15 protein-coding genes are annotated in these 18,921 nt (G+C 62.7%); 8 read left to right on the top strand and 7 right to left on the bottom strand.

Going from position 1 to position 18,921, the window contains the following annotated elements:
* Positions 1 to 5 precede the first annotated feature (5 nt).
* Positions 6 to 1,523, bottom strand: coding sequence for an arylsulfatase (locus tag HPY44_17015; protein ID NSW57714.1), 1,518 nt, complete (start codon positions 1,521 to 1,523; stop codon positions 6 to 8).
* A 55-nt stretch (positions 1,524 to 1,578) separates the two neighbouring features.
* Here HPY44_17015 and HPY44_17020 point away from each other — a divergent pair, with 55 nt between their 5' ends.
* Positions 1,579 to 2,661 carry a hypothetical protein gene (locus HPY44_17020; protein ID NSW57715.1) on the top strand — a complete coding sequence of 361 codons (1,083 nt, stop codon included), beginning with the start codon at positions 1,579 to 1,581 and terminating at the stop codon, positions 2,659 to 2,661.
* A gap of 3 nt (positions 2,662 to 2,664) precedes the next feature.
* Here HPY44_17020 and HPY44_17025 read toward each other — a convergent pair whose 3' ends face one another.
* Both HPY44_17025 and HPY44_17030 read right to left on the bottom strand, forming a co-directional pair.
* The gene (locus HPY44_17025) at positions 2,665 to 3,213 is read right to left on the bottom strand and encodes a flavin reductase family protein (protein NSW57716.1); all 549 of its coding nucleotides are present in this window, start codon (positions 3,211 to 3,213) and stop codon (positions 2,665 to 2,667) included.
* A gap of 135 nt (positions 3,214 to 3,348) precedes the next feature.
* Positions 3,349 to 4,566 carry an AGE family epimerase/isomerase gene (locus HPY44_17030; protein ID NSW57717.1) on the bottom strand — a complete coding sequence of 406 codons (1,218 nt, stop codon included), beginning with the start codon at positions 4,564 to 4,566 and terminating at the stop codon, positions 3,349 to 3,351.
* A gap of 102 nt (positions 4,567 to 4,668) precedes the next feature.
* On the opposite strand from HPY44_17030, the gene HPY44_17035 reads away from it, so the two are divergent.
* The 7 genes from HPY44_17035 (at position 4,669) to HPY44_17065 (ending at position 11,575) form a co-directional block, all read left to right on the top strand.
* The gene (locus tag HPY44_17035) at positions 4,669 to 6,636 is read left to right on the top strand and encodes a hypothetical protein (protein NSW57718.1); all 1,968 of its coding nucleotides are present in this window, start codon (positions 4,669 to 4,671) and stop codon (positions 6,634 to 6,636) included.
* Positions 6,637 to 6,906: 270 nt separating this feature from the next.
* Complete coding sequence (gene hcp, locus HPY44_17040; GenBank protein ID NSW57719.1) at positions 6,907 to 7,413, top strand: type VI secretion system tube protein Hcp; 507 nt, start codon at positions 6,907 to 6,909, stop codon at positions 7,411 to 7,413.
* A gap of 212 nt (positions 7,414 to 7,625) precedes the next feature.
* Positions 7,626 to 8,531: a sugar ABC transporter permease gene (locus HPY44_17045; GenBank protein ID NSW57720.1), complete on the top strand. Its 906-nt coding sequence runs from the start codon at positions 7,626 to 7,628 to the stop codon at positions 8,529 to 8,531.
* Between the two features lie 33 nt (positions 8,532 to 8,564).
* Positions 8,565 to 9,608: an NAD(P)-dependent oxidoreductase gene (locus tag HPY44_17050; protein ID NSW57721.1), complete on the top strand. Its 1,044-nt coding sequence runs from the start codon at positions 8,565 to 8,567 to the stop codon at positions 9,606 to 9,608.
* Between the two features lie 23 nt (positions 9,609 to 9,631).
* Complete coding sequence (locus tag HPY44_17055; GenBank protein ID NSW57722.1) at positions 9,632 to 10,828, top strand: carbohydrate ABC transporter permease; 1,197 nt, start codon at positions 9,632 to 9,634, stop codon at positions 10,826 to 10,828.
* A gap of 103 nt (positions 10,829 to 10,931) precedes the next feature.
* Positions 10,932 to 11,180 carry a ribbon-helix-helix protein, CopG family gene (locus HPY44_17060; GenBank protein NSW57723.1) on the top strand — a complete coding sequence of 83 codons (249 nt, stop codon included), beginning with the start codon at positions 10,932 to 10,934 and terminating at the stop codon, positions 11,178 to 11,180.
* A complete protein-coding gene (locus HPY44_17065; GenBank protein NSW57724.1) occupies positions 11,177 to 11,575 on the top strand; it encodes a PIN domain-containing protein in 399 nt (132 codons plus the stop codon). Before HPY44_17060 ends, HPY44_17065 begins: the two co-directional genes overlap by 4 nt.
* A gap of 25 nt (positions 11,576 to 11,600) precedes the next feature.
* Here HPY44_17065 and HPY44_17070 read toward each other — a convergent pair whose 3' ends face one another.
* The 4 genes from HPY44_17070 to HPY44_17085 all read right to left on the bottom strand — a co-directional run bounded on the left by HPY44_17070 (position 11,601) and on the right by HPY44_17085 (position 18,788).
* The gene (locus tag HPY44_17070) at positions 11,601 to 11,915 is read right to left on the bottom strand and encodes an acyloxyacyl hydrolase (protein NSW57725.1); all 315 of its coding nucleotides are present in this window, start codon (positions 11,913 to 11,915) and stop codon (positions 11,601 to 11,603) included.
* A 700-nt stretch (positions 11,916 to 12,615) separates the two neighbouring features.
* Positions 12,616 to 14,610: a hypothetical protein gene (locus HPY44_17075; GenBank protein ID NSW57726.1), complete on the bottom strand. Its 1,995-nt coding sequence runs from the start codon at positions 14,608 to 14,610 to the stop codon at positions 12,616 to 12,618.
* 492 nt (positions 14,611 to 15,102) lie between these two features.
* Positions 15,103 to 16,380 (bottom strand): hypothetical protein, encoded by a 1,278-nt coding sequence (locus tag HPY44_17080; GenBank protein ID NSW57727.1) that lies wholly within the window; start codon positions 16,378 to 16,380, stop codon positions 15,103 to 15,105.
* A gap of 134 nt (positions 16,381 to 16,514) precedes the next feature.
* On the bottom strand, positions 16,515 to 18,788 hold the full coding sequence (locus tag HPY44_17085) for a DUF4838 domain-containing protein (protein NSW57728.1): 2,274 nt from the start codon (positions 18,786 to 18,788) through the stop codon (positions 16,515 to 16,517).
* Positions 18,789 to 18,921 lie beyond the last annotated feature (133 nt).

Genomic DNA, 18,921 nt, shown 5'->3' on the forward strand with positions numbered 1-18,921 from the left:
CGCCCCTACTCGTGCGACCCGGGATAGTTGGGCCCGTACAGGATCGGCTTCGACCGGATACCCAGGTCGCCGTTGACCACAAAGGGTTCGCCGCGTTCGGCGAGGTGCGCAACCATCCTCTGTCGCCAGGCTGCGAGAATCTCCGCCTGCGCCGGGTCACCGGCGAGGTCGTTCAACTCGCCCGGGTCGCTTTCCAGATCGAACAGTTCCTGCTTGCCCGTGGCCGCATAGTAGATGTACTTCATCTTTCCGTCCGTGAGCGCGTTCCAGTAGTTCTCCGGCCAGTAACAGGTGCTGTGCTCCAGATCAATAGCCTCGCGCCAGTCTTCATCGTTCCCCGTGACCGGTCCAAACAGGCTCTTACCGTCGAAGCGCGCCGGATCCACGTTGCTGCCGGCCGCCTCGAGGAACGTGGGTAGCAGATCGCGCAATTCCACAGGGTGTGCCAGCGTCCGACCACGAGGGGCATTCATGCTGTCCGGCCAACGCAGTAGCATGGGAATGCGCGCCGACCCTTCATAGGCGTAGGTTTTCCGCCACAGGTGATGGTCGCCCAGCATGTCGCCATGGTCGGAGGTGAACACGATCAGCGTGTCGTCCAGCATCCCTCTGGTCTCCAGGACCGCCAGGATCCTCCCGATCTGCTCGTCGATGAAGCTCACACTTCCGTAGTAAGCTCTCCGCGATCGCAGCACCTGCTCCACACCAAGGTCGCCGCGCGGGGTGTCTTTGGGAACCTCCACGCCGCGCATGGCATTGCGTTCCGCCCAATCACCGATCACCGCCGGGAGCACCGGGGCGTCGGCGTACTGGTCCATGAAGCGCTGTGGCGGGTCATAGGGACTGTGCGGACGGGCGAAGGACACCTTCAGAAAGAAGGGTTCCGCGCGGTCATACGACTGGAGGAAGCTGACGGCGGTGTCCCCGGTCCAACGCGTGGGGTGTAGTTCCTCAGGCAGCTTGTAGACCCCCGCCTGGTAGTCGTTCCACCCGATCCCGGTGGCATCGGGGTTCAGGTCCGGCGCCTGCTCGCGGAACCATTGCCGGTAGTCACTCACGAATCCTTCGGTTTCGCAGCGCCCCGACTCGTCCAGAATCGTCTGATGAAACCCGTGGAGGTTGCGCTGTGGGAACCAGTGCATCTTGCCGATGCCGGTGGTGTAGTAGCCGGCCTCGCGCAGCATTCGCGGCATCTCGTTGGGATACTCATACCCGACCCGGCCATACCCCAGCATCCCGTGGCCCCAGGGAGACATGCCTGTGAGAAGGCCGGAGCGCGCCGGAGTGCAACTTGGAGTGGAGGAATAAGCGCAGCGGAAGAGAACACCCTCACGAGCAATGCGGTCCAGATTCGGGGTGTGTATGTGAGGGTTCCCGTCGGCACCCACGCAATCTGCTCTGTGCTGATCGGTCATCAGCAGGAGGATGTTGGGCCTGCGCGCCGCTTCCTGCCCTGCGCCGATGCCCGCCTGGGTCGCCGCGAGTCCAACCGCCGTTGTCCCGATGAACTGCCGCCTTGTCATAACCGGCTCACCTCAACCGTGCGCAGTCTCGCTTGTCTCGCTGGGAGGTCTCACTATGTCCGTGCAACCTGACTTTACCCGCCTGCACACCGCCCTCATGTGCGGCGTTCCGGACCGGGTCCCCACTGCGGAACTCAAGTGCGAGGACTTCATCAAGGAAGCGTTTCTCGGCCGAGCCCTGCCATCCCTCTCAGCCGATCCTCGCGGCTACATCCAGGCCGACATCGAGTTCCACTGGAATGCCGGCTACGATTTCATCCGCGTGGCGCCGACCCTCGCCTACACGGAACACTGGGTCGCCGCTCGTCACGCATACGCGGTGGGGTCGCCTGAACAGCGCCAGCGTAAGTGGGCCATGGCGCATGAGGGCATCATCCGCACCCAGGATGACTTCGACCGCTTCCCCTGGCCTGACCCCGCTGATGCGACCTATGAGTGGCTTGAAATCGCCTCCGACCTCACTCCGCCGGAAATGCAGCTGGCCACCAGCCTCAAGGGCGGCGGCATCTTCGAACGCGCCTGGATGCTCATGGGCTTCGAGGCCTTCAGCTTCGCGCTGTTGGAGAACCCCGACCTTGTCGCCCGGCTCATTGACCGTACCGGCGAGATCTACTACGGCTTCCTGCGTCGAGCCTTCGAATACGACCGGGTGCGTTTCGTCTGGCTTGGCGACGACCTGGCCTACTTCACCGGCACCATGGTCTCGCCCGAGTTCTTGCGCAAGCACCTGTTCCCGTGGTATGCCCGAATCGCTGAATTGTGCCGCTCCTGTGACCCGCCGCGCGCCTTCGTGTTCCACTCCGACGGAAACCTTTGGCAGATCATCGACGACCTCGTGGCCTGCGGCATACACGCTCTGCATCCCATCGAGCCCAAGGCTATGGACATCGTCGAGGTCAAGCGCTATCTCGCCGGGCGGGTCTGCATCATCGGCAATATCGACCTGGGCTACACCCTCACCCGCGGCACACCCGAGGAAGTGCGCGAGGAGGTGCGTTGTCGCATCCGTGACTGCGCCCCCGGTGGCGGGTACGTGGTGAGCAGCAGCAACAGCGTCACCGAGTACGTGCCCATCGACAACTACCGAGCCATGCTGGCCGCGGTCGAAGAGTTCGGCAAATATCCGATCCAGGTCTGACCCTCAGACATCCAGCCGTTTCCCGAGGTCGAAGAACGCCATCCCGGCCATGATCACCGTGCTCATTTTCGCGGGGTCGATTTTCCCTCCCGGGCCAAGTATCTCGGGCGAAACGTGCACCATCTGCACTTCTCCCAGGAACAGGTCGTGGTCGCCGATGGTCTGGATGCCCACTACTTTGCACTCGATGTTCACGGGGCATTCAGCGATCAACGGCGGCTTCACATGCGTGGCGGGCAGCGGGGTAAGGCCCGTCTGCGCGAACTTGTCCGTGTCCCGTCCAGACATCTGACCGCACGCCCAGACCTTGTCCAGCATATCCCCGGTGGGCAGGTTGATCACGTACTCGCCCTGCGCCGAAATCAGCCCGTGGGAGTACGTGGCGGGCCGAATGGCCACCCCGCAGATCACGGGCTCGCGAATACTGATATTGAACACTTCGCCGAGGGTGATGATGTTCGGCTGGCCGTCTGCATCAACGGAGGTAATCAGCCCCGCAGGAGTGGGATACACGGGGCGGTAGGTATCGTACGATACGCGCTCACTGGTCATACTCAGGGTCTTCCTCGTATGGATTGCTGTGTCGACATTCTCTGCGAACGTTCGCGCCCCTCAAGGCCGCCGGATGTGCCCGAAACCGCAGTCCGCTCAGGGCTCGGGACCGGCACTCGCGACCGTCTGTGAGGCTCAGCCCTCGTCCTGCCACAGTTGCGCAACGGCAATCATCGCCTTGAGCCCCCACAGGTGGCACCAGGTGTTCTGCGCCCAGTCCTTGCCCATGTACCCGTAGTTGACACCCGCCGGGTATGTCAGCAGGTGCGTCCTCTCCATCTTGTCCAGCGTCTCATCGATCCAGGTCAGGTACTTCCTGTCTGCAGTGGCCCGGTAGGCCAGGCAGCATGCCACGATCATCTGCGCCATGCGGTCGTACACGCAGGGCGTGCCGGGCTCCGTCGTGCCGCCATCGCCCACAATGGGCGGAACCGTCGGGTCTGACCCGTCCCGGTTCGTGTGCCGATACCAGCCGCCGTCCGGCGATCTCAAGTGCTTGCCCAGGAAGTCCATGGCTGCGAGACCGCGCTCGCGGAACCTCTCGCCCTGCCCGTGCAGATAAAGCCGCAGGCAGGCCTGGGCCATGTTGGAGTTGGTGTGCGTGAACTTGGTGGTGTGTTTCGGCACCTCCACTCCGGGGTACCCGGCGTGGAACCAGCCCCCGAACTCCTCATCCCACATTGCCTCATGCCCCAGGTCCACAAGCTGCCGCGCCCAGTCAAGGAACCGCTGCTCATGGGTGGCCTCGTATGCCTCGAGCATCATCAGCGCCAGGTATCCCGTGGTGTAGAGCGCCTTAGGCGCGTCTGCCCTGAAGGAGTCAGTCTCCACAATATGCGCGAGCACGTTCTCAGCGGCCTCGACGAAGGTGGGTTCGGAGCGGTAGGTGTTGTAGCGCAGCAGGCCGGCCACGTTGATCATGTTGAACTCGGGGTGAAAGCCCCGGTCCCATTGCTGAGAGCGTTCATTGTACTTCAGGTAGAACTGCCTCTGCCCCGGATCCCAACCGTTGAGAACTACCCACGTAAGCAGGTCCCGGGCATCGTCAAGATGCCGTTTTTCCGTCCGCCCTCCCAGGTCGTAAATGCTCATTTTGACCAGTGCGAACTTGGATTGCTGCTGGGTATGGAAGTTGCCCTCCAGGGGCGTGGTTGGCGGGTTCGTGGAGCTGTTCTGGTGGATCGCCCTGCCACCCAGCACATCATGCCAGATGTAAGCATCATCCACCGCAAGCATGGACGCGATACGGGAGTTCACCCAGTCGCGCGAGTGTGTCAGTAGTGGGGGCGAGTCCTCGGCCAGGACAGTGCCCCCTGCGAGGGTGCAGACCAGCAGTAGAAGCGGACGGATCATCGGACCAACTCCCTGGACGGCAATCTCCGGCGCTTTACAGACTCCTGACCATGGTGTATTGTCCGTCGGTAGGCCAAGACCTTCCCCTGTCAACCAGAGACTATGAACGATGCCAATAACGGCAATTTGCCTGACACGAGCACCGGTTACGGTCGCTCGATCATCCTCGGGGCCGTCCTCCTTGCGGTGCTCGTTGGCGTAACCCCATACAACGACTACTTTATTCAGGGCAGCTACATGGCCAGCCACCACGTTCCGGTGGCCGCCACTTTCGTCTTGTTCCTGCTGACGGCGCTGATCAACCCCCTGTTGGGACGGCTCTGCGGACGCTCCCGGCTCCTGGGCACCCGAGAACTGGTGCTGGTCTGGGCGATGACCGCGATCTCATCGGGCCTGCCCTCGTCGGGCCTGATGCGCTTCCTGGTACCCGTGCTGCCCGCACTGCGCCAGTACGCATCGCCCGAGAACAAGTGGGAGGAGACACTCTTCCCGCTCATTCCCGACTGGCTCGTGCCCGTGGATGACCGGGCGATCCGCTGGTTCTACGACGGTGCACCCCCGGGCGAAGGTATCCCGTGGGCCGCTTGGGCCGGACCCATCATTGCCTGGTCGGTTCTGGCACTCCTGATCTACTGGGTCTTGCTGTGCGCCGCCGTGCTGATACGTTCCCAGTGGATCCACCGTGAACGCATGACCTTCCCCCACGTCCAGTTGCCCCTGGCGATGATCGAGGCCCCGGAACCCGGCCGGACACTCAACCGCTTCCTGGGCGACCGGCTCATGTGGATCGGCTTCACCATCGTCTTCGTCATCTACGGTGTCACCGGGCTGAGCAACTACATCCCGACGGTCCCGAAGGTCTCGGTGCTCTACCCGCACTATTACAACAGCGCCCTGCGGTTCGATGGCCTGCCCTGGAACGCCGCCAATCCAATCCTGCTCGCCATCTTCCCGTCGGTGGTCGGCTTCAGCTTCCTGCTCACCACCGAGGTTGCGCTGTCAGTCTGGGTCTTTTATATCATCGCCAAACTCCAGGCCGTGGCCTTCGCCGCCATGGGTCTCCAGATGCAGTCCCTGTATTCCGGCTACGCAGCCAAGGAGTTCTCCAGCTACCAGGATATGGGCTCATACCTGGCGCTTGTGATCTCCATCGTCTGGGTGGCTCGTCCGCACCTGCGCAAGGCCTGGCAGGCCGCGGTGTCCGGCAATAAGGAGAACCCGGACGGCCTGCCCTACTCGTGGGCTATCTTCGGCGGTCTCGCAGGCCTTGCGCTGCTGGTTCTGCTCGCGAATCACGCGGGCCTGTCCGTGCCCGTGGCAGTCTGGTTCTTCACGGCGTACGGCGCCCTCTGTATTGCTGCAAGCTGGCTCACGTCGAACACCGGCAATCTTTTCATTCCCATCAGCTTTCGCCCCGATGACTACCTTTTCTCATGCATCGGCACCCGAAGCTTCTCAGCGCGGGACATCGCCCTCCTGCGCCTGCCTTCACAGGTTTTCACGTACTACTACCGCGAGATGCTCATGCCCCACTACCTGAACAACTTCAAGCTGGCCGAGGAGACAGGCACCCCTCGCCAGTCTCTGATCGCCGGGCAGGCCATCGCGGTGATCATCGGCCTTGCGGTGGCCTGGTGGGCGCACCTGCTGCTTGCATACACCAAAGGCGCGTACGCCCTGCAGGCCCTTTCCTATCTCAATTGGTCCAAGGCGCCCTTCGAGGTGGCCTCGCGGTTCATCGCCTTGCCTCAGGGCCCCGATCCCACCAGTTACGCATTCATGGCCGTGGGTGCTGGTGCCTTCCTTGGGCTCAGCTATCTGCGCGCCACTTTCCTGTGGTGGCCCCTCCACCCCGCCGGCCTGCTCCTGGGCAGCGTTATGGAAGAGCAATGGCTTTCCATCTTCATCGCCTGGGTCTGCAAGTCCGCGATCCTGCGCTACGGTGGCGCACGAACCTACCAGCAGGCCCGTTCCCTCTTCCTTGGGCTCATCGTGGGCGAGGCCGCCATCGGCTGCGTCTGGATCATCGTCGGCTTCATCACCGGCACCGGCGTCCGCCTCCTGCCGTGACCACATCCCGCGGTGTCAGCATGATTCCTGCCAGTTCATGGCGAAAGGTTTGCTACCCGGCCGGCAGGTGTTGCCGCGGACGGGTTCAATGATGATGCGCTGCCCTCTGCGGCCGGCGCAGGGAGAGTGATCCTGGTGGAGGCTACAACAAGGTATGCTGCCGTTTTTCTGGCTTTTCTCCTTCTCGCGTCGGTCCCGGCGTTCGCCGCACAGTCGGCTGCACTCTGGCTGAAGGCCAACGGTGAGGACATTCGTGGCGAGAGTGGGGTCATGTCCCTGGGACGCGAGGGCACCATCGAGGTGCTCTCGCTCACCATGGGCGTAAGCACCCCCCGAGACACCGCGTCTGGCCTGGCTACGGGACGCCGAGCTTACGAGCCGATAGTCATCACCAAACGCATAGACAAGTCGTCACCACTGCTCGCCAGGGCTCTGACCAATAATGAGGTCATCGAAGGAACCGTACACTTTTACAGGCCGGCACCCGATGGTACCACTCACCACTATTACACCCTGCAGTTCGCTAACGCCCGGGTCGCGTCCATACGCCAGTTCCTGCCCAACGTGCTTGACCCGGCCACAGCCAGTTTGCCACCCTACGAGGAGGTCGCTTTCGTCTTTCAGACCATCAAATGGGAGTCTGTGGACGCCGGCATCACTCACGAGGACAGCATGTCGGGCCGTTCGCTGGGTTCCACCACGCCGACTGAATCCATAGTCCAGCCAGGGCCGACCGCGCCACGGACCATCAACCGCGGCATCGCCAGGCCGCAGTAGGCGCTTTGGAAGACCAGCACACACCATTGGGGCCGGCAGTCCGACTGTCGGCCCCGGCGTGTTACTGCTTCCGCCATCCCGATCCCGTGCTATAATGGTGCGGCTGCTATACCCATCCCTGCATCAGGCCCATGAACCGACCCCATACAGAGAGCCGCACGAATCATCCCCGCAGATCCCCATCACGCTCGCCATCACGCTGGCGCGGCTACATGGAAGCCTATGTCTTTCTTCTGCCCAATATGCTGGGCTTCCTGCTCCTCACTGCGGTCCCGGTGCTGGCGGCATTTGCTTTGTCTTTCTGCCGCTGGAGAGCCATCGAATCCTGGGAGGGCATCCACTTCGAGGGCCTGCGCAACTACGTGGAGATCCTCGGTTTCCACCGCGACCCGGACACCGGCGCAACAGTCGCCAATGACGGGTACTTCTGGTATTTCATGTACAACACCGCCTTCCTGATGCTTGGCGTGCCTATCGGAATGGCGATGTCCTTTTTCACCGCCCTCCTCATGAACGAGAAGATGCGCGGCATTGTGGCCATGCGCACCATCTACTTCATCCCCACCGTCTGCTCATCCGCCGCCGTGGCGGTCCTGTGGAAGTGGCTGTACAATGCGGAAGACGGTCTGCTCAATCAGCTTCTGAGTCTCGCGGGCGTAACTCACCCCCCTAACTGGCTGGGCGATCCTCTATGGGCTAAGCCTGCCCTGATTATCCTGGGGCTGTGGGTCGGGGTGGGCGGCTACAATTGCGTCCTTTACCTGGCGGGCCTGCAGAATGTGCCCGACCAGCTTTACGAGGCCGCCGAAATCGACGGCGCCGGCTGGTGGGCGAAGCTGCGGTACATCACCTGGCCGATGCTTGCCCCCACTACTTTCTTCATCCTGGTCACGTCCATCATCTCCGGCTTCCAGGGCCACTTCACCCATATCCATATTCTCACCCGTGGCGGCCCAGCAGACAGCACCACCACGCTGCTGTATTACATATACCAGCACGCCTTCGTCTGGCATAACATGGGCTACGCTTGTGCACTTTCCATGATCCTGTTTGCGCTCATCATGATCTTCACAGTCATCAACTGGAAGCAGGGCGGCCGATCGGTCGAGGTTCAGTGATCCGCCCGGCGCACATCAAGGAGGAGACGACGCATGATCGCGGTCACCGGAGGAGCCGGGTTCCTGGGGTTCCACGTCGCGAACTACTTCGCGGAGAAGGGTGAAACCTGCCACATGCTGGACATCGCACCCTTCCGCGTGGAGGACTATCCGCCGGGCACCACTTTCGCGCAGGCCGACGTGCGCGATTTCACGCAGGTTCGGGATGCCCTGGCCGAGGTGAAGCCATCCTGCATCGTCCACGCAGCAGCCGCACTTCCGCTGTGGAAGCGTGAGGACATCTTTTCCACCAATGTCGAGGGCACGCGCACCGTTATGTCCGTCGCGGGTGACCTGGGTGTGGAGCGCGTGATCCTCATCTCATCCACTGCCGTCTACGGCGTGCCCAAGGTTCACCCGCTCCTCGAAATCCACCCGATGGTAGGCGTGGGCCCCTATGGTGAAAGCAAGGTCCAGGCGGAGCAAGTCTCCGAGGCCGCCCGAGAAAGTGGCCTGTGTGTGCCCATTATCCGCCCCAAGACCTTCATCGGCACCGGGCGCCTGGGTGTCTTCCAGATCCTTTACGACTGGGTGGAAAGCGGGTGCCGCATCCCTGTCATCGGCTCCGGGAATAACCGCTACCAGCTTCTTGAGGTGGAAGACCTCTGCCAGGCCATCTACCTGTGCGCAACAGGACCGGCCGATCGCGTGAACGACACCTTCAATGTGGGTGCCGAGGTCTTCTCCACCGTCCGCGAGGATGTGGGCGCCCTGTGCGACTACGCCGGCAGTGGCGCCAGGGTCATGGGCACCCCGGCGGGTCTTGTGAAAGCCGCCCTCGCACTGTTTGAAGCCCTCCACCTGTCGCCCTTGTACAAATGGGTCTACGGCACCGCGGACACCGACAGCTTCGTCTCCACCGACAAGATCAAGACCGCCCTCGGCTGGTCCGCCCGGTACAGCAATGCCGAGGCGCTGATCCGCTCATACCAGTGGTACCTGGAGCATAAGAGCGAATCCGATTCGGCCACCGGCGTCACTCATCGCGTGGCCTGGGATCAGGGCATTCTCAAGCTCTTCAAACGCATCCTGAAGTAGCACCCAAACGGACCCTGAACCGCATGCCCGATACCGCCCACAAGTCATCCAGCCCATCCCGCGCCGATAAGCGCAGGCGCGAGCTCCTGCGCAAGTCGGCCGTTTTCGCCCTGCTCGCAATCGGCGGCGTCTCTATGGTCTTGCCGCTTCTGTGGATGCTGGCTACCAGCCTCAAGGACCCCGGCTCGATCTACGCCTACCCGCCTGAGTTCATCCCGCGCAAGCAGGCCACCGTCACCGACCCCGAAACCGGGCGCGAGTTGGGCGTCTTTATCGTCCAGCATGAGGGCCGGCAACGCCGCGTCGCCCACCTGCGCAATCTCAAGGGCAAGGCGCTGGTGCGCGATATCCGGACCGGCGAAGAGTTTGCCGTTCCCCTGTACATACAGCTAGGAAACCGATCCATCCCGTCCCTGAAACCCGAGCGCCACCTGCACGTGCGCTGGGAGAATTACCCGGACGCCTGGAAGGCCCTGAAGCTGGACAGCAACTGGCTGAGCTTCGAGGTGCCGGCGCGGCGTTTCACCCTCTTCGGCTCCACCTTCCAGACCCGGCCTTTCGGTTTTCGCGGCTTCCCCATGCAGTACGCCTTCGCCGCGTTCTACCTCAACAGCATTCTCATCTCGCTCATTGTCACCGTGGGCCAGGTGTTCACCTCCAGTCTCGCCGCGTACGCCTTCGCGCGCCTGAAGTTCCCGGGCCGCGACGCCATCTTCCTTGCGTATCTCGGCACACTCATGGTCCCCTTCGTGGTCACCATGATCCCGGTCTTCGCCATGTTCAACCTGGTCTACCTGTACGACACCTTCGCCGCATTGGCGCTGCCGGGGATGTTCTCGGCCTACGGCACCTTCCTCCTGCGCCAGTTCTTCATCTCGATCCCCGTCGAACTCGAGGACGCGGCGGCCATCGACGGCTGCAGCCGCTGGCAGATCTACCGCAAGGTGATCATGCCCCTATCCGGCCCGGCCTTGGCGACCCTGACCACCTTCGTATTCCTACAGACCTGGAACAACTTCATGTGGCCCTTGATCATGATCGACTCTGACCACCGCAAGCCCCTCATGCTGGGCCTGCACACCTTCATGGGCCGCTACAGCACAGACTGGACGCTGCTCATGGCGGCGTCAGTGATGGTCATCATTCCGGTGCTTCTGGTCTTCATCCTGGGGCAGAGATACTTCGTACGAGGAATCGTGATGACGGGCCTGAAGGGGTGAGGGGAAAGTGGTGCCCATCCTCCCGCCATGGTTTCGTCCTGTTGCGAAGTGGCCGACAATATGCTATCATACCGCCACTTATGTAATCATGGAGGATTCCGCCGTGGTCCGCACGCAGATCCAACTCACGCCACAGCAGGCTGAGATCATCAGGCAAATCGCTCAGGAGCGCGGGGTTTCGATGGCCGAGATCATCCGCCAGAGCATAGAAGCGTTCGTGCGCGACGTCCGGCGACCGACGCAGGACGAGATCCGGCGCAGGGCCAAGGAGATGGCCGGGGCTCTTCGAGGCGGCCCATCGGACCTGGCTGAGCGGCACGATGACTACCTCGCGGAGGCATTCGACCGGTGACCATCTTCGTAGACACCTCTGCGCTGCTCGCGGTGATGAGCAATGACGATGCGAACCACCCGCGCATCAAGCCGCTGTGGGATCGGTGCATGGACTCCGGCGGGACTCTCGTGACCACCAACTATGTGGTCCTGGAACTCCACGCCCTGGTCCAGCGCAGATTCGGGATGGCCGGCATCGCACTCCTCGACGGCGTCTTCCTGCCTGCCCTTTCGGTTCACTGGGTCACACGCGAGGAACACGAGTTGGCGGGGGCAGCCGTAACGATCAGCAACCGTCGCGACCTGAGCCTCGTGGACTGCGTGAGTTTCGTCGTGATGCGCGAGATGGGAATAGGCACTGCATTCACCCTTGACGCGCACTTCGAGGAGCAGGGGTTCGAGGTGATGCGGTAGGGGGAGTAGCTGATTCTCCTCCCCCTCACCGGTACAGCGTGTACGACACCGCGAGGACGAGGACGTTCAGGCCAATGTTCGGGTCCTCGCGGCCCGCGTTGGAGACGTGCTGGAACCGCAGGCCCAGCCCCCACGATGCATCATCCCCCATCGGCCACTGCACTCCCGCCCCCGCGTGTTCCACGAAATTCGTCCGGGTGCCCTGCTCGGCGACCCCGTTGCTCAGGTGCGACAGACCGATGCCCAGTTCCCAGTAACCCGCGTGCCCCAGACGCCGCCGGAAATAGCGGCGTTCCACGAGCAGAGCCGCTGTCAGGTCGGTGGAATGCGGCCCGGTCATGCGCGTGGACGAAACCCTCCAGCGCCGTCTCCTTGCGCTTCGTCTCGCGCCGGCTGAAACGCAGGGCGAGCCCATCGCCGTGGAAGTCACTCCGGGGACCGTTGGGGATGCGCAGTTGCTCCCCGCTCAGCACAAGCATGCTCCATGCGTCGCGTCCTCTCGGCGACCAGCCCGACGGCGCCATTGACAGCGATGCGCCCGCTTGGGCGGGGGATGAACCAGCCATTCGCAGGTCCCCGTCGGCGCATGGCTCCGCGTCGTCGTCGCATGCAGCAGCCACCTGTGCATCATCCCCAGAACCGGCGTCCGATTCCGGCTCATCCGCAACCGCCGCGGGATCAAGCGCCTCGTGCAGCTCGGTCATCGGGCTCATCATGGCCCCCTGCTGAGCCTGCCCGTAAGCGGTGGCGAACGCGATCAGACCAAGTGCGACAACCCTTGATGCGCCCCCCATGCCCTGATCTCACGTTCACGTACCTCCCGGTTCAATCATCGAAACAGGGTAGCGCCTGCCCGTACTATGCACATCATCGCCGGAAGCTCGGGCTCGGAAAGACCCCGATTCAGGCGAGATTCGGCGCTGGCTCGGGCCGCTTGGAGCATGACGACGGAGGATGCCGACTCGGGGACGTTTGTGAGAACAAAGACCGGCCGGCATCCATGGCGGTCGCCGGCCGGTCGTTCGCGCACCGTGGGGCTCTTAGTCAACCAGAATCGCCGGTGGGCCGGGCCAGATCATATGGACGATCAGCCAGATCGTGAAAATCACGTTCATGCCCAGCACAAGCCCGAAGGCCACTGGCCGCAAGCGCCGGAAGGTCCGGAATCCGCCGAAGCGCAACACAGCGGTCTTCAGCATCCAGCCGATGAAAATCGAGATCCAGTAGCGGTCGATGGGCCAGCTCAGCCAGGTCACAAAGCCGAGGGGGTGCAGGGGCCACCAGATGAACTGGCGCCGCAGCGCGAACAACGCCCAGGTGGTGACTGCGCCCAGCCCAAGGGACGCCCAGTCGCCGAGGAGCATGGTCGTGGGTTTCTGCAGGAGATTAGCCAGGCCGCGGGTGCTGTCCAGCCCCGCCCTGCTCGGCCATTCCGCGAGTTTCGGCGCACCATAGTTGTAGATGATCCACGGCGCGGTGATGTGGCAGGCGACGATCGCCAGCGCCACCGCCGCGATGGACAGGAGCATGATATCCCCGCGCCTGGCGCCCATCTCCGAGGCCATACGGTATCCCTGAAAGACGGAGGCCGAGTTCTGCGTGGCGGTGGATCGAATCTGGCACCAGCTCGTCATGGTCATCAAGGTGACATTCATCGTGCCAATGCGCTTGACACCGAAGAGCGTGAACAAAGCCTCGTTGTACCCCGCGGTGTAGCCGCCGATCGGCGCACTGTACACGAACATGCCGGCCTCACAGATGACCCGCGCCACCACCATGCCCACAAGCGGGAAGAACACATATTGAGCCACAGCCCAGACGGTGTTCATTCCGAAATAGCTGCACCACCAGACAAGGAATACGAAGGCGCCCAGGAAGCCGAACACCGCGAGTCTGTAGGGCTCCTTCGCGTCCGGTTCGTCCGGGGTGGGACGCACGAAGCCGAAGGCAATCGCCAATACCCGACGCAGGTGCTCGCGCGCGGAATACAGCAACGCTCCGGCGAGCACAATGTACCCCCCGGTGGTCTGGAGGGTGAAGAATGGGTTGGAGTTGGATGTGATGCCGAAGGCGAGGCGGGTGAACAGCTGGATGCGGCGGAAAAGATAGAAGAACCAGAGCGAGAAACTGACCTCGGAGGACAGCAGGTAGGCGATGCCGATCATGTCCATCCGCATGTACAGCAATATGCCGTTGAAGGCCGACATCGGACCGGTGAACCGCACCTTCAGGTCCTGTTCAAGATTGATGAAGGGGATCTCCGGCCAGTAACCGTGCAGTCCCTGGAGGGTGTAGTGGATGCACGGGAGTACAAAGGCCGCCCACACCAGGCGGTCGCGCAGCATGGAGGAGGCGGCGGAGGGCTCGCCGTGAACGATCTCCACAGGCACCTGGACCAGCGGGTAGAGCAGCTTCTCTTCCTGCTCCCAGCGCCACGCCAGCGTGGCCGCGAAACAAAGCACCATCCAGTAGACCGCCAGGAAGAACGGGGTCCAGATCAGCAAAGGCCGCACCCACGCGCGCCAGGGCATCACCTGCCCCGGAGGCAGGCCCTCATGGGCCCACCGCGCGACAACCCCTTCCGGGTCGGTGTCCGGCAGCAGCATGGGATTCAGCTTGTCCAGGTACAGGTCGGGTGGAGCGATATCGGGGGTCGCGTAATAGACCAGGCCGACAAGCTTCAGGTAGAAGTGCTGGGCGAACTCCTGCCCTGCGATGGCCCCCACGACCATGAGGAGCAAGAAAATCAGCATCAGTTCGTGCGCCGCAAGCGGCTTGATGCGCATCCTCTTCAGACCCCGGAGGACCGCATTGCCGGCGATGAGCGCCAGAAGCAGCGCAACAGCGCCCCGGGGGAGGTATCCGGTGCCGATGATTTCGTAACGCAGGAGCACCGAGAAGCATCCGGCGACGGTGAAGGCGATCACGAGTACGAAGGCAATCGCGATCGCGCGTGGTGTGATGGCGCCTGTCCTGGATGTCTCAATTGCGGTGCTACTAGTGGTGGCTGTGGTGATTTCGGAGGCTATGGTCATCGCGTCCCTGTCAGTGGTTGAAGGCGCGCCACTCCTTTGGGCGCCGTCGGACGATAATATACATTTTGGCGGGATAATGCACGCAGTTCTTCGCGGGCGCGGCATCCATCGCGCACGGGGCAACGGGAGACACGCTGGTTCCTGCGGACGGATTGCCACGCGGGACACCACCTCACATCGCGCAACTCCGACCCGGTGCTGCCACACGAGTACAGGGCCAAGGTTCCGCCGGCGAGGGTCTCGTCAGTCACTTCCTGGTCGAGTTCGTTACCCGCATATCCGTGCAACTTGGGCCCCAGGACCACCAAGCGCGCCATCCCGGGCTCTCAGCATCCCGGTCATCGCTGTTCAGCGGCTTCGGCGAACCCCACGCAGCTTACTCAGCGCCCTTCCCGGTCTGGCCCTGCGCGTCGCCTGGCTTCTGGGCGGCCCGGCAGTCCGGGAAGTCGCCGAAGAAACTTTGGACGCAGTTTCTCCGGGTGACTTGGGGCTTCATGATTCACCCATCTCTTCACCCATGGCGTATGCCTGGGCGATGGCCTTGCGCGGGTCGAACATCTCCTCAATCGGCCCCAGTTGCTTCTCGAGCTCGCACGGGGGCTCGTAGGTGTCGATGTCCTCTCCGTTTGCGAAACCTTTGAGCAGTTCCACCATGTACAGGAAGGTGCGCAGCGGAATGTCCGGCGGCACTCCGTGATCCACGGACGGGATGTAACCACCATACTCCCGCGCGGTCTTGTAGCGTCTGGCTACCTCGACCCGCGCCCGAGCTTTGTCGAACCGCAGCTCGCGCTTGTCGATGCCGCCGTGGATGAAGATGCCGGGGTTTTCCCGCAGGATGACCTCCGGATCATTCCCCGCAGCGATTTCGATGGGCGAAATCGCGTCAATGGCCGCCGGGTACATTACGGACAGGATCTGGCCGTTGTATCCGTCGGAATCCATGTCGACGATATCCACGCCCTTCTCCTTCAGGAAGGTGTAGAGCTTCTTGTAGCGGGGCAGCATGAATTCCCGCATGTGCGCCGGGGAGATCATCGACTGCCCCTTGTACGCCATGTCCTCATTGAGAATCACGTGGTCCACTTTGATCGCTGACAGTGGCTCGTCCAGAAGCTCGATCAGGAACCATGTCCAGAATTCCATCATCTCGTGCACCAGGTCTGGCTGGTCGTAGAACAGCATGGACAGACCCTCGAAACCGCACATATCCCGCAGCGTCCAGTACAGGCCCGGGACCACTACCGTTACGGGGTACTCGCTGGCATTGGCCTTGTCTACGTAGGCCGTCCAGCCCGGGCCGTCCCCCACATGCCGGTACTTGTTTGGATTGAGGTCGGTCAGTGGCGCGCCGTCGCCACCCGGCCCGGTGCGTTCGGGCGAATGCGGGTCGAAATGGGATTTCATCTCCTCCCAGGTGGCCCAGTCCTTCACGAAATGCTCGATGTAGCTACGAGTGACAAAGCCTTCAGTGGGCTGGTGGATTGCGTCCTTCCGGTACACACCCCAGTGGTCGCGCCACCAGCGATAGTTGCCCTCTTCCTTGATCACGATTTCCGTGAAAGGTGGCACCGGCCCGCAGTAGAGCTTGCCGATGCCCATTGCGCCATCGGCGCCGGTGAAAGCGGCCCAGTTGCGCATCTGCTCTTCGGATAAGCCCTGCTTGCGCCAAGCCGCGAACGTTGAAGCCCTCGGGCCTCCGAAAATGTAGGGCATGCGATCCACCGGCTGGCGCTTTGCGACGGCGAGGAAACGCTCGCGAGGGGTCATGTGTCCTCCTTGAACGCGGTGCAGTGTTCGTCCGGGTTGCGAAACGGCAACGGCTCCGTCATGGCGGGCCGGCCGTAGGTTATGATCTGCCTACATTCGCCATTTCTGTCCGAATGCCTTGTGCCTGACCCGGGCTAATCCACTTTCCCGTCGATCTTGATCCCGTGCACCAGGGCGACATCTCGCTCCAGTTCGCTGGCATAACGAACCCGCAAGAAGCACCGGGGCTTGCCCTTGACTGTATCGGTCAGGTCGAATTCGTCATGCCACGACAGCGCCCGGTCTTCGGCCACCGGGGCCCAAGTCTCGCCATCCAGCGAGACCTCCACCACGGCCGTGGTCCCCTCTGGCCGCGAGGTGTAGAGAGACACGCGCAACTGCGCCAGACTGTGCCCGTCCTGCGCACCCAGTTCGTAGGTGAGCGATCCCTTCCCGCGTGGGTGCAGGCATAGCCCCCAAATGCCGTCGTAGAAACCCTGAACCGTCCCGTGCAGCCGGGCATTGCCGCCTTTATTGTAGGCGTCACTGTAGCTGATCTCGCCCGGGGGCAGGGCTGCAAGGTCCAGACGGTAGGCTGCCAGTTGCTTCTCGGCTCGTGCCCTGAAGCTCCGCAGGTCACCCTCGTCGAAGGCATGGGTGCCTGCGTACTGGTCGAAGCACGCCACGTAGGCCTCCCATGCGTCTCGCGCAGCAGCGCGGTTTTCAGGCGACGGGTCCTGTCTGAATGCCTGGTGGGCATCCATGGCCTCCAGGTGCTTCTCGGTATAGTCCCAGCCCAGCTCGACAAAAGCGATCCGCGCCCTCACCTTGGCGTCGTTCGCAGCAAGCGTCGCTGCCTCGTTCAGCCACGCCCGACACTTGTCTCGCAGCGCCCTGGGGTAGAGCATATACAGGTCAAACTCGTTCCCGCTCACATACCGGTCAGGTCCGCCGGATGTCTCCAGCGCCAGGTAGAACTCGCGCATCGGTCCCTCGGCGGGTCCGTAGAAGAGCCGGAAGAACTCGTCAAGCATGGCGGGGACGTCGGTGGTGTGATCCCACCACACCCGGCTGAAAGCATAGTAGAGCAGGTGGTTCGTCGCCCACCGCTGCTGGGTCTCGGAATAGAACCCGTGGACGTTGTTCGCCTTGTAGTAGCGGACTTCGTCCTGCAGCCGGTACAGACTGACGGGCAGCGCCTCGAGCCAGTTGTAGAATCCGAAATACTCATACACCCCACGCACCGTGGCCAGATCGGTCCATGCGTCGAATTTCTGCTTGAACCGCTCCTGGGGGCCGCCCGGGCGCAGGAAGCTCACGCCGTAGTTGTAGCAGTAATTGGTCTGCTCGCAGTGGATGTTGGCCGCGGGCTTGATCCAATTGGGGGGCCCATCCGCGCCCGCATAGATGTAGGTGTGCAGCATCGCGCCCGGGTATTCCTGAGCAACAGCTTCTGCGATAGGGTTCAGCGCCCAGAGCAGAATGTCCGCGTGAGTCGAGGGATCTCTTCCATCGATGGCCTGGCATTCCGGGCATTCGCACCAGTCATCGCCATCATTCTGGGTCATGTCGATGAACAACACGTCGGGGTCTGCGGCCATCTTCGCCGCTCCTGCCACGGCGTACTCCTTGAGCAGGCGTTGCACATCGGGGTTGGTCAGGCAGAGCTGCCCATTGGGTATGCGCTTCCCCCGTACCAGCGCGAAGTATTCCGGATGATCCCGGAAGTACCGTTCCGCCGGGATGATATGCTGCCAGTTGTGGCCGGAGCCCACCTTCGTGTAGGTGCCCCCGCGTTTGAGCATGAAGTCCGGATCATCCGCCAGGGGATGCACCCAGAAGTTCTGGTGGTTCTTGGTAAGCCAGTCCTTCACGTCCCTGTTCCACGCCGGGTCCTCCGCGCCGCCTCCACCCATCGCGTGTCGGCGGGCGAAGGACGGCTCGAAGGTGCGCTCCAATTCCGTTACGGTAACTGCGGTCAGCTCCGGGGTCACCTCGCCCAGTTCGCCGGGCCAGTACCAGCGGTATCCGAGGCTTTCCAGGAAGTCATACGCGCTATAGACGACTCCCCGCGGCCCGCCGCCGAGAATGAGCAGGCGAGTGCCGTCGGTGCGCCGCGCAAGCCCCTCGATACCCAGTCGGCGCTCCTTTCCAGTCAACTCCACCCCCAATGACGGGGCATTCGCAACAAGCGCCACAATGACAGCCGGTGTATCCGCAGCTGGTGCGCCTGCCTCGATCTGCAGCCGGGCCCCGGTGGCCTTCTCAAGGTGCCTCCGAATCTCCTCGGCAGCGAAACGCTCCGGCGGACTGGCGTCCACCGCAACATGGATCGTCGCCTGCGGCTGACGGTCACGCACCAGCGTCACGTCCGCGAAACCGGAGACCGTCAGGACCGTCGCCAAGAGCACGGCAGAGCCCCAAGTCATCGATGCGTCATCCCCATTTGTACGCCGCGGCTTCGCCACTCGAGGCGTGTTGAGCGGCATATTCTTGTTCGTGGGTTGGGCGAAATCATACGCACGAGGCGTTGGTTCCCCGCACCGGGGCGCTCTTCCTGCC

This window comes from Armatimonadota bacterium, from assembly GCA_013314775.1.
In the GTDB taxonomy this organism is placed as follows: domain Bacteria; phylum Armatimonadota; class Zipacnadia; order Zipacnadales; family JABUFB01; genus JABUFB01.

Bases quoted from the DNA above. Each gene is read 5' to 3' on its own strand.
- HPY44_17035 (NSW57718.1), top strand. From the start codon at position 4,669: ATGAACGATGCCAATAACGGCAATTTGCCTGACACGAGCACCGGTTAC.
- HPY44_17030 (NSW57717.1), bottom strand. From the start codon at position 4,566: ATGATCCGTCCGCTTCTACTGCTGGTCTGCACCCTCGCAGGGGGCACT.
- HPY44_17015 (NSW57714.1), bottom strand. From the start codon at position 1,523: ATGACAAGGCGGCAGTTCATCGGGACAACGGCGGTTGGACTCGCGGCG.
- HPY44_17080 (NSW57727.1), bottom strand. From the start codon at position 16,380: ATGACCCCTCGCGAGCGTTTCCTCGCCGTCGCAAAGCGCCAGCCGGTG.
- HPY44_17055 (NSW57722.1), top strand. From the start codon at position 9,632: ATGCCCGATACCGCCCACAAGTCATCCAGCCCATCCCGCGCCGATAAG.
- HPY44_17020 (NSW57715.1), top strand. From the start codon at position 1,579: ATGTCCGTGCAACCTGACTTTACCCGCCTGCACACCGCCCTCATGTGC.
- HPY44_17045 (NSW57720.1), top strand. From the start codon at position 7,626: ATGGAAGCCTATGTCTTTCTTCTGCCCAATATGCTGGGCTTCCTGCTC.
- HPY44_17025 (NSW57716.1), bottom strand. From the start codon at position 3,213: ATGACCAGTGAGCGCGTATCGTACGATACCTACCGCCCCGTGTATCCC.
- HPY44_17085 (NSW57728.1), bottom strand. From the start codon at position 18,788: ATGACTTGGGGCTCTGCCGTGCTCTTGGCGACGGTCCTGACGGTCTCC.
- HPY44_17075 (NSW57726.1), bottom strand. From the start codon at position 14,610: ATGACCATAGCCTCCGAAATCACCACAGCCACCACTAGTAGCACCGCA.
- hcp (NSW57719.1), top strand. From the start codon at position 6,907: ATGTCCCTGGGACGCGAGGGCACCATCGAGGTGCTCTCGCTCACCATG.
- HPY44_17070 (NSW57725.1), bottom strand. From the start codon at position 11,915: ATGACCGGGCCGCATTCCACCGACCTGACAGCGGCTCTGCTCGTGGAA.
- HPY44_17050 (NSW57721.1), top strand. From the start codon at position 8,565: ATGATCGCGGTCACCGGAGGAGCCGGGTTCCTGGGGTTCCACGTCGCG.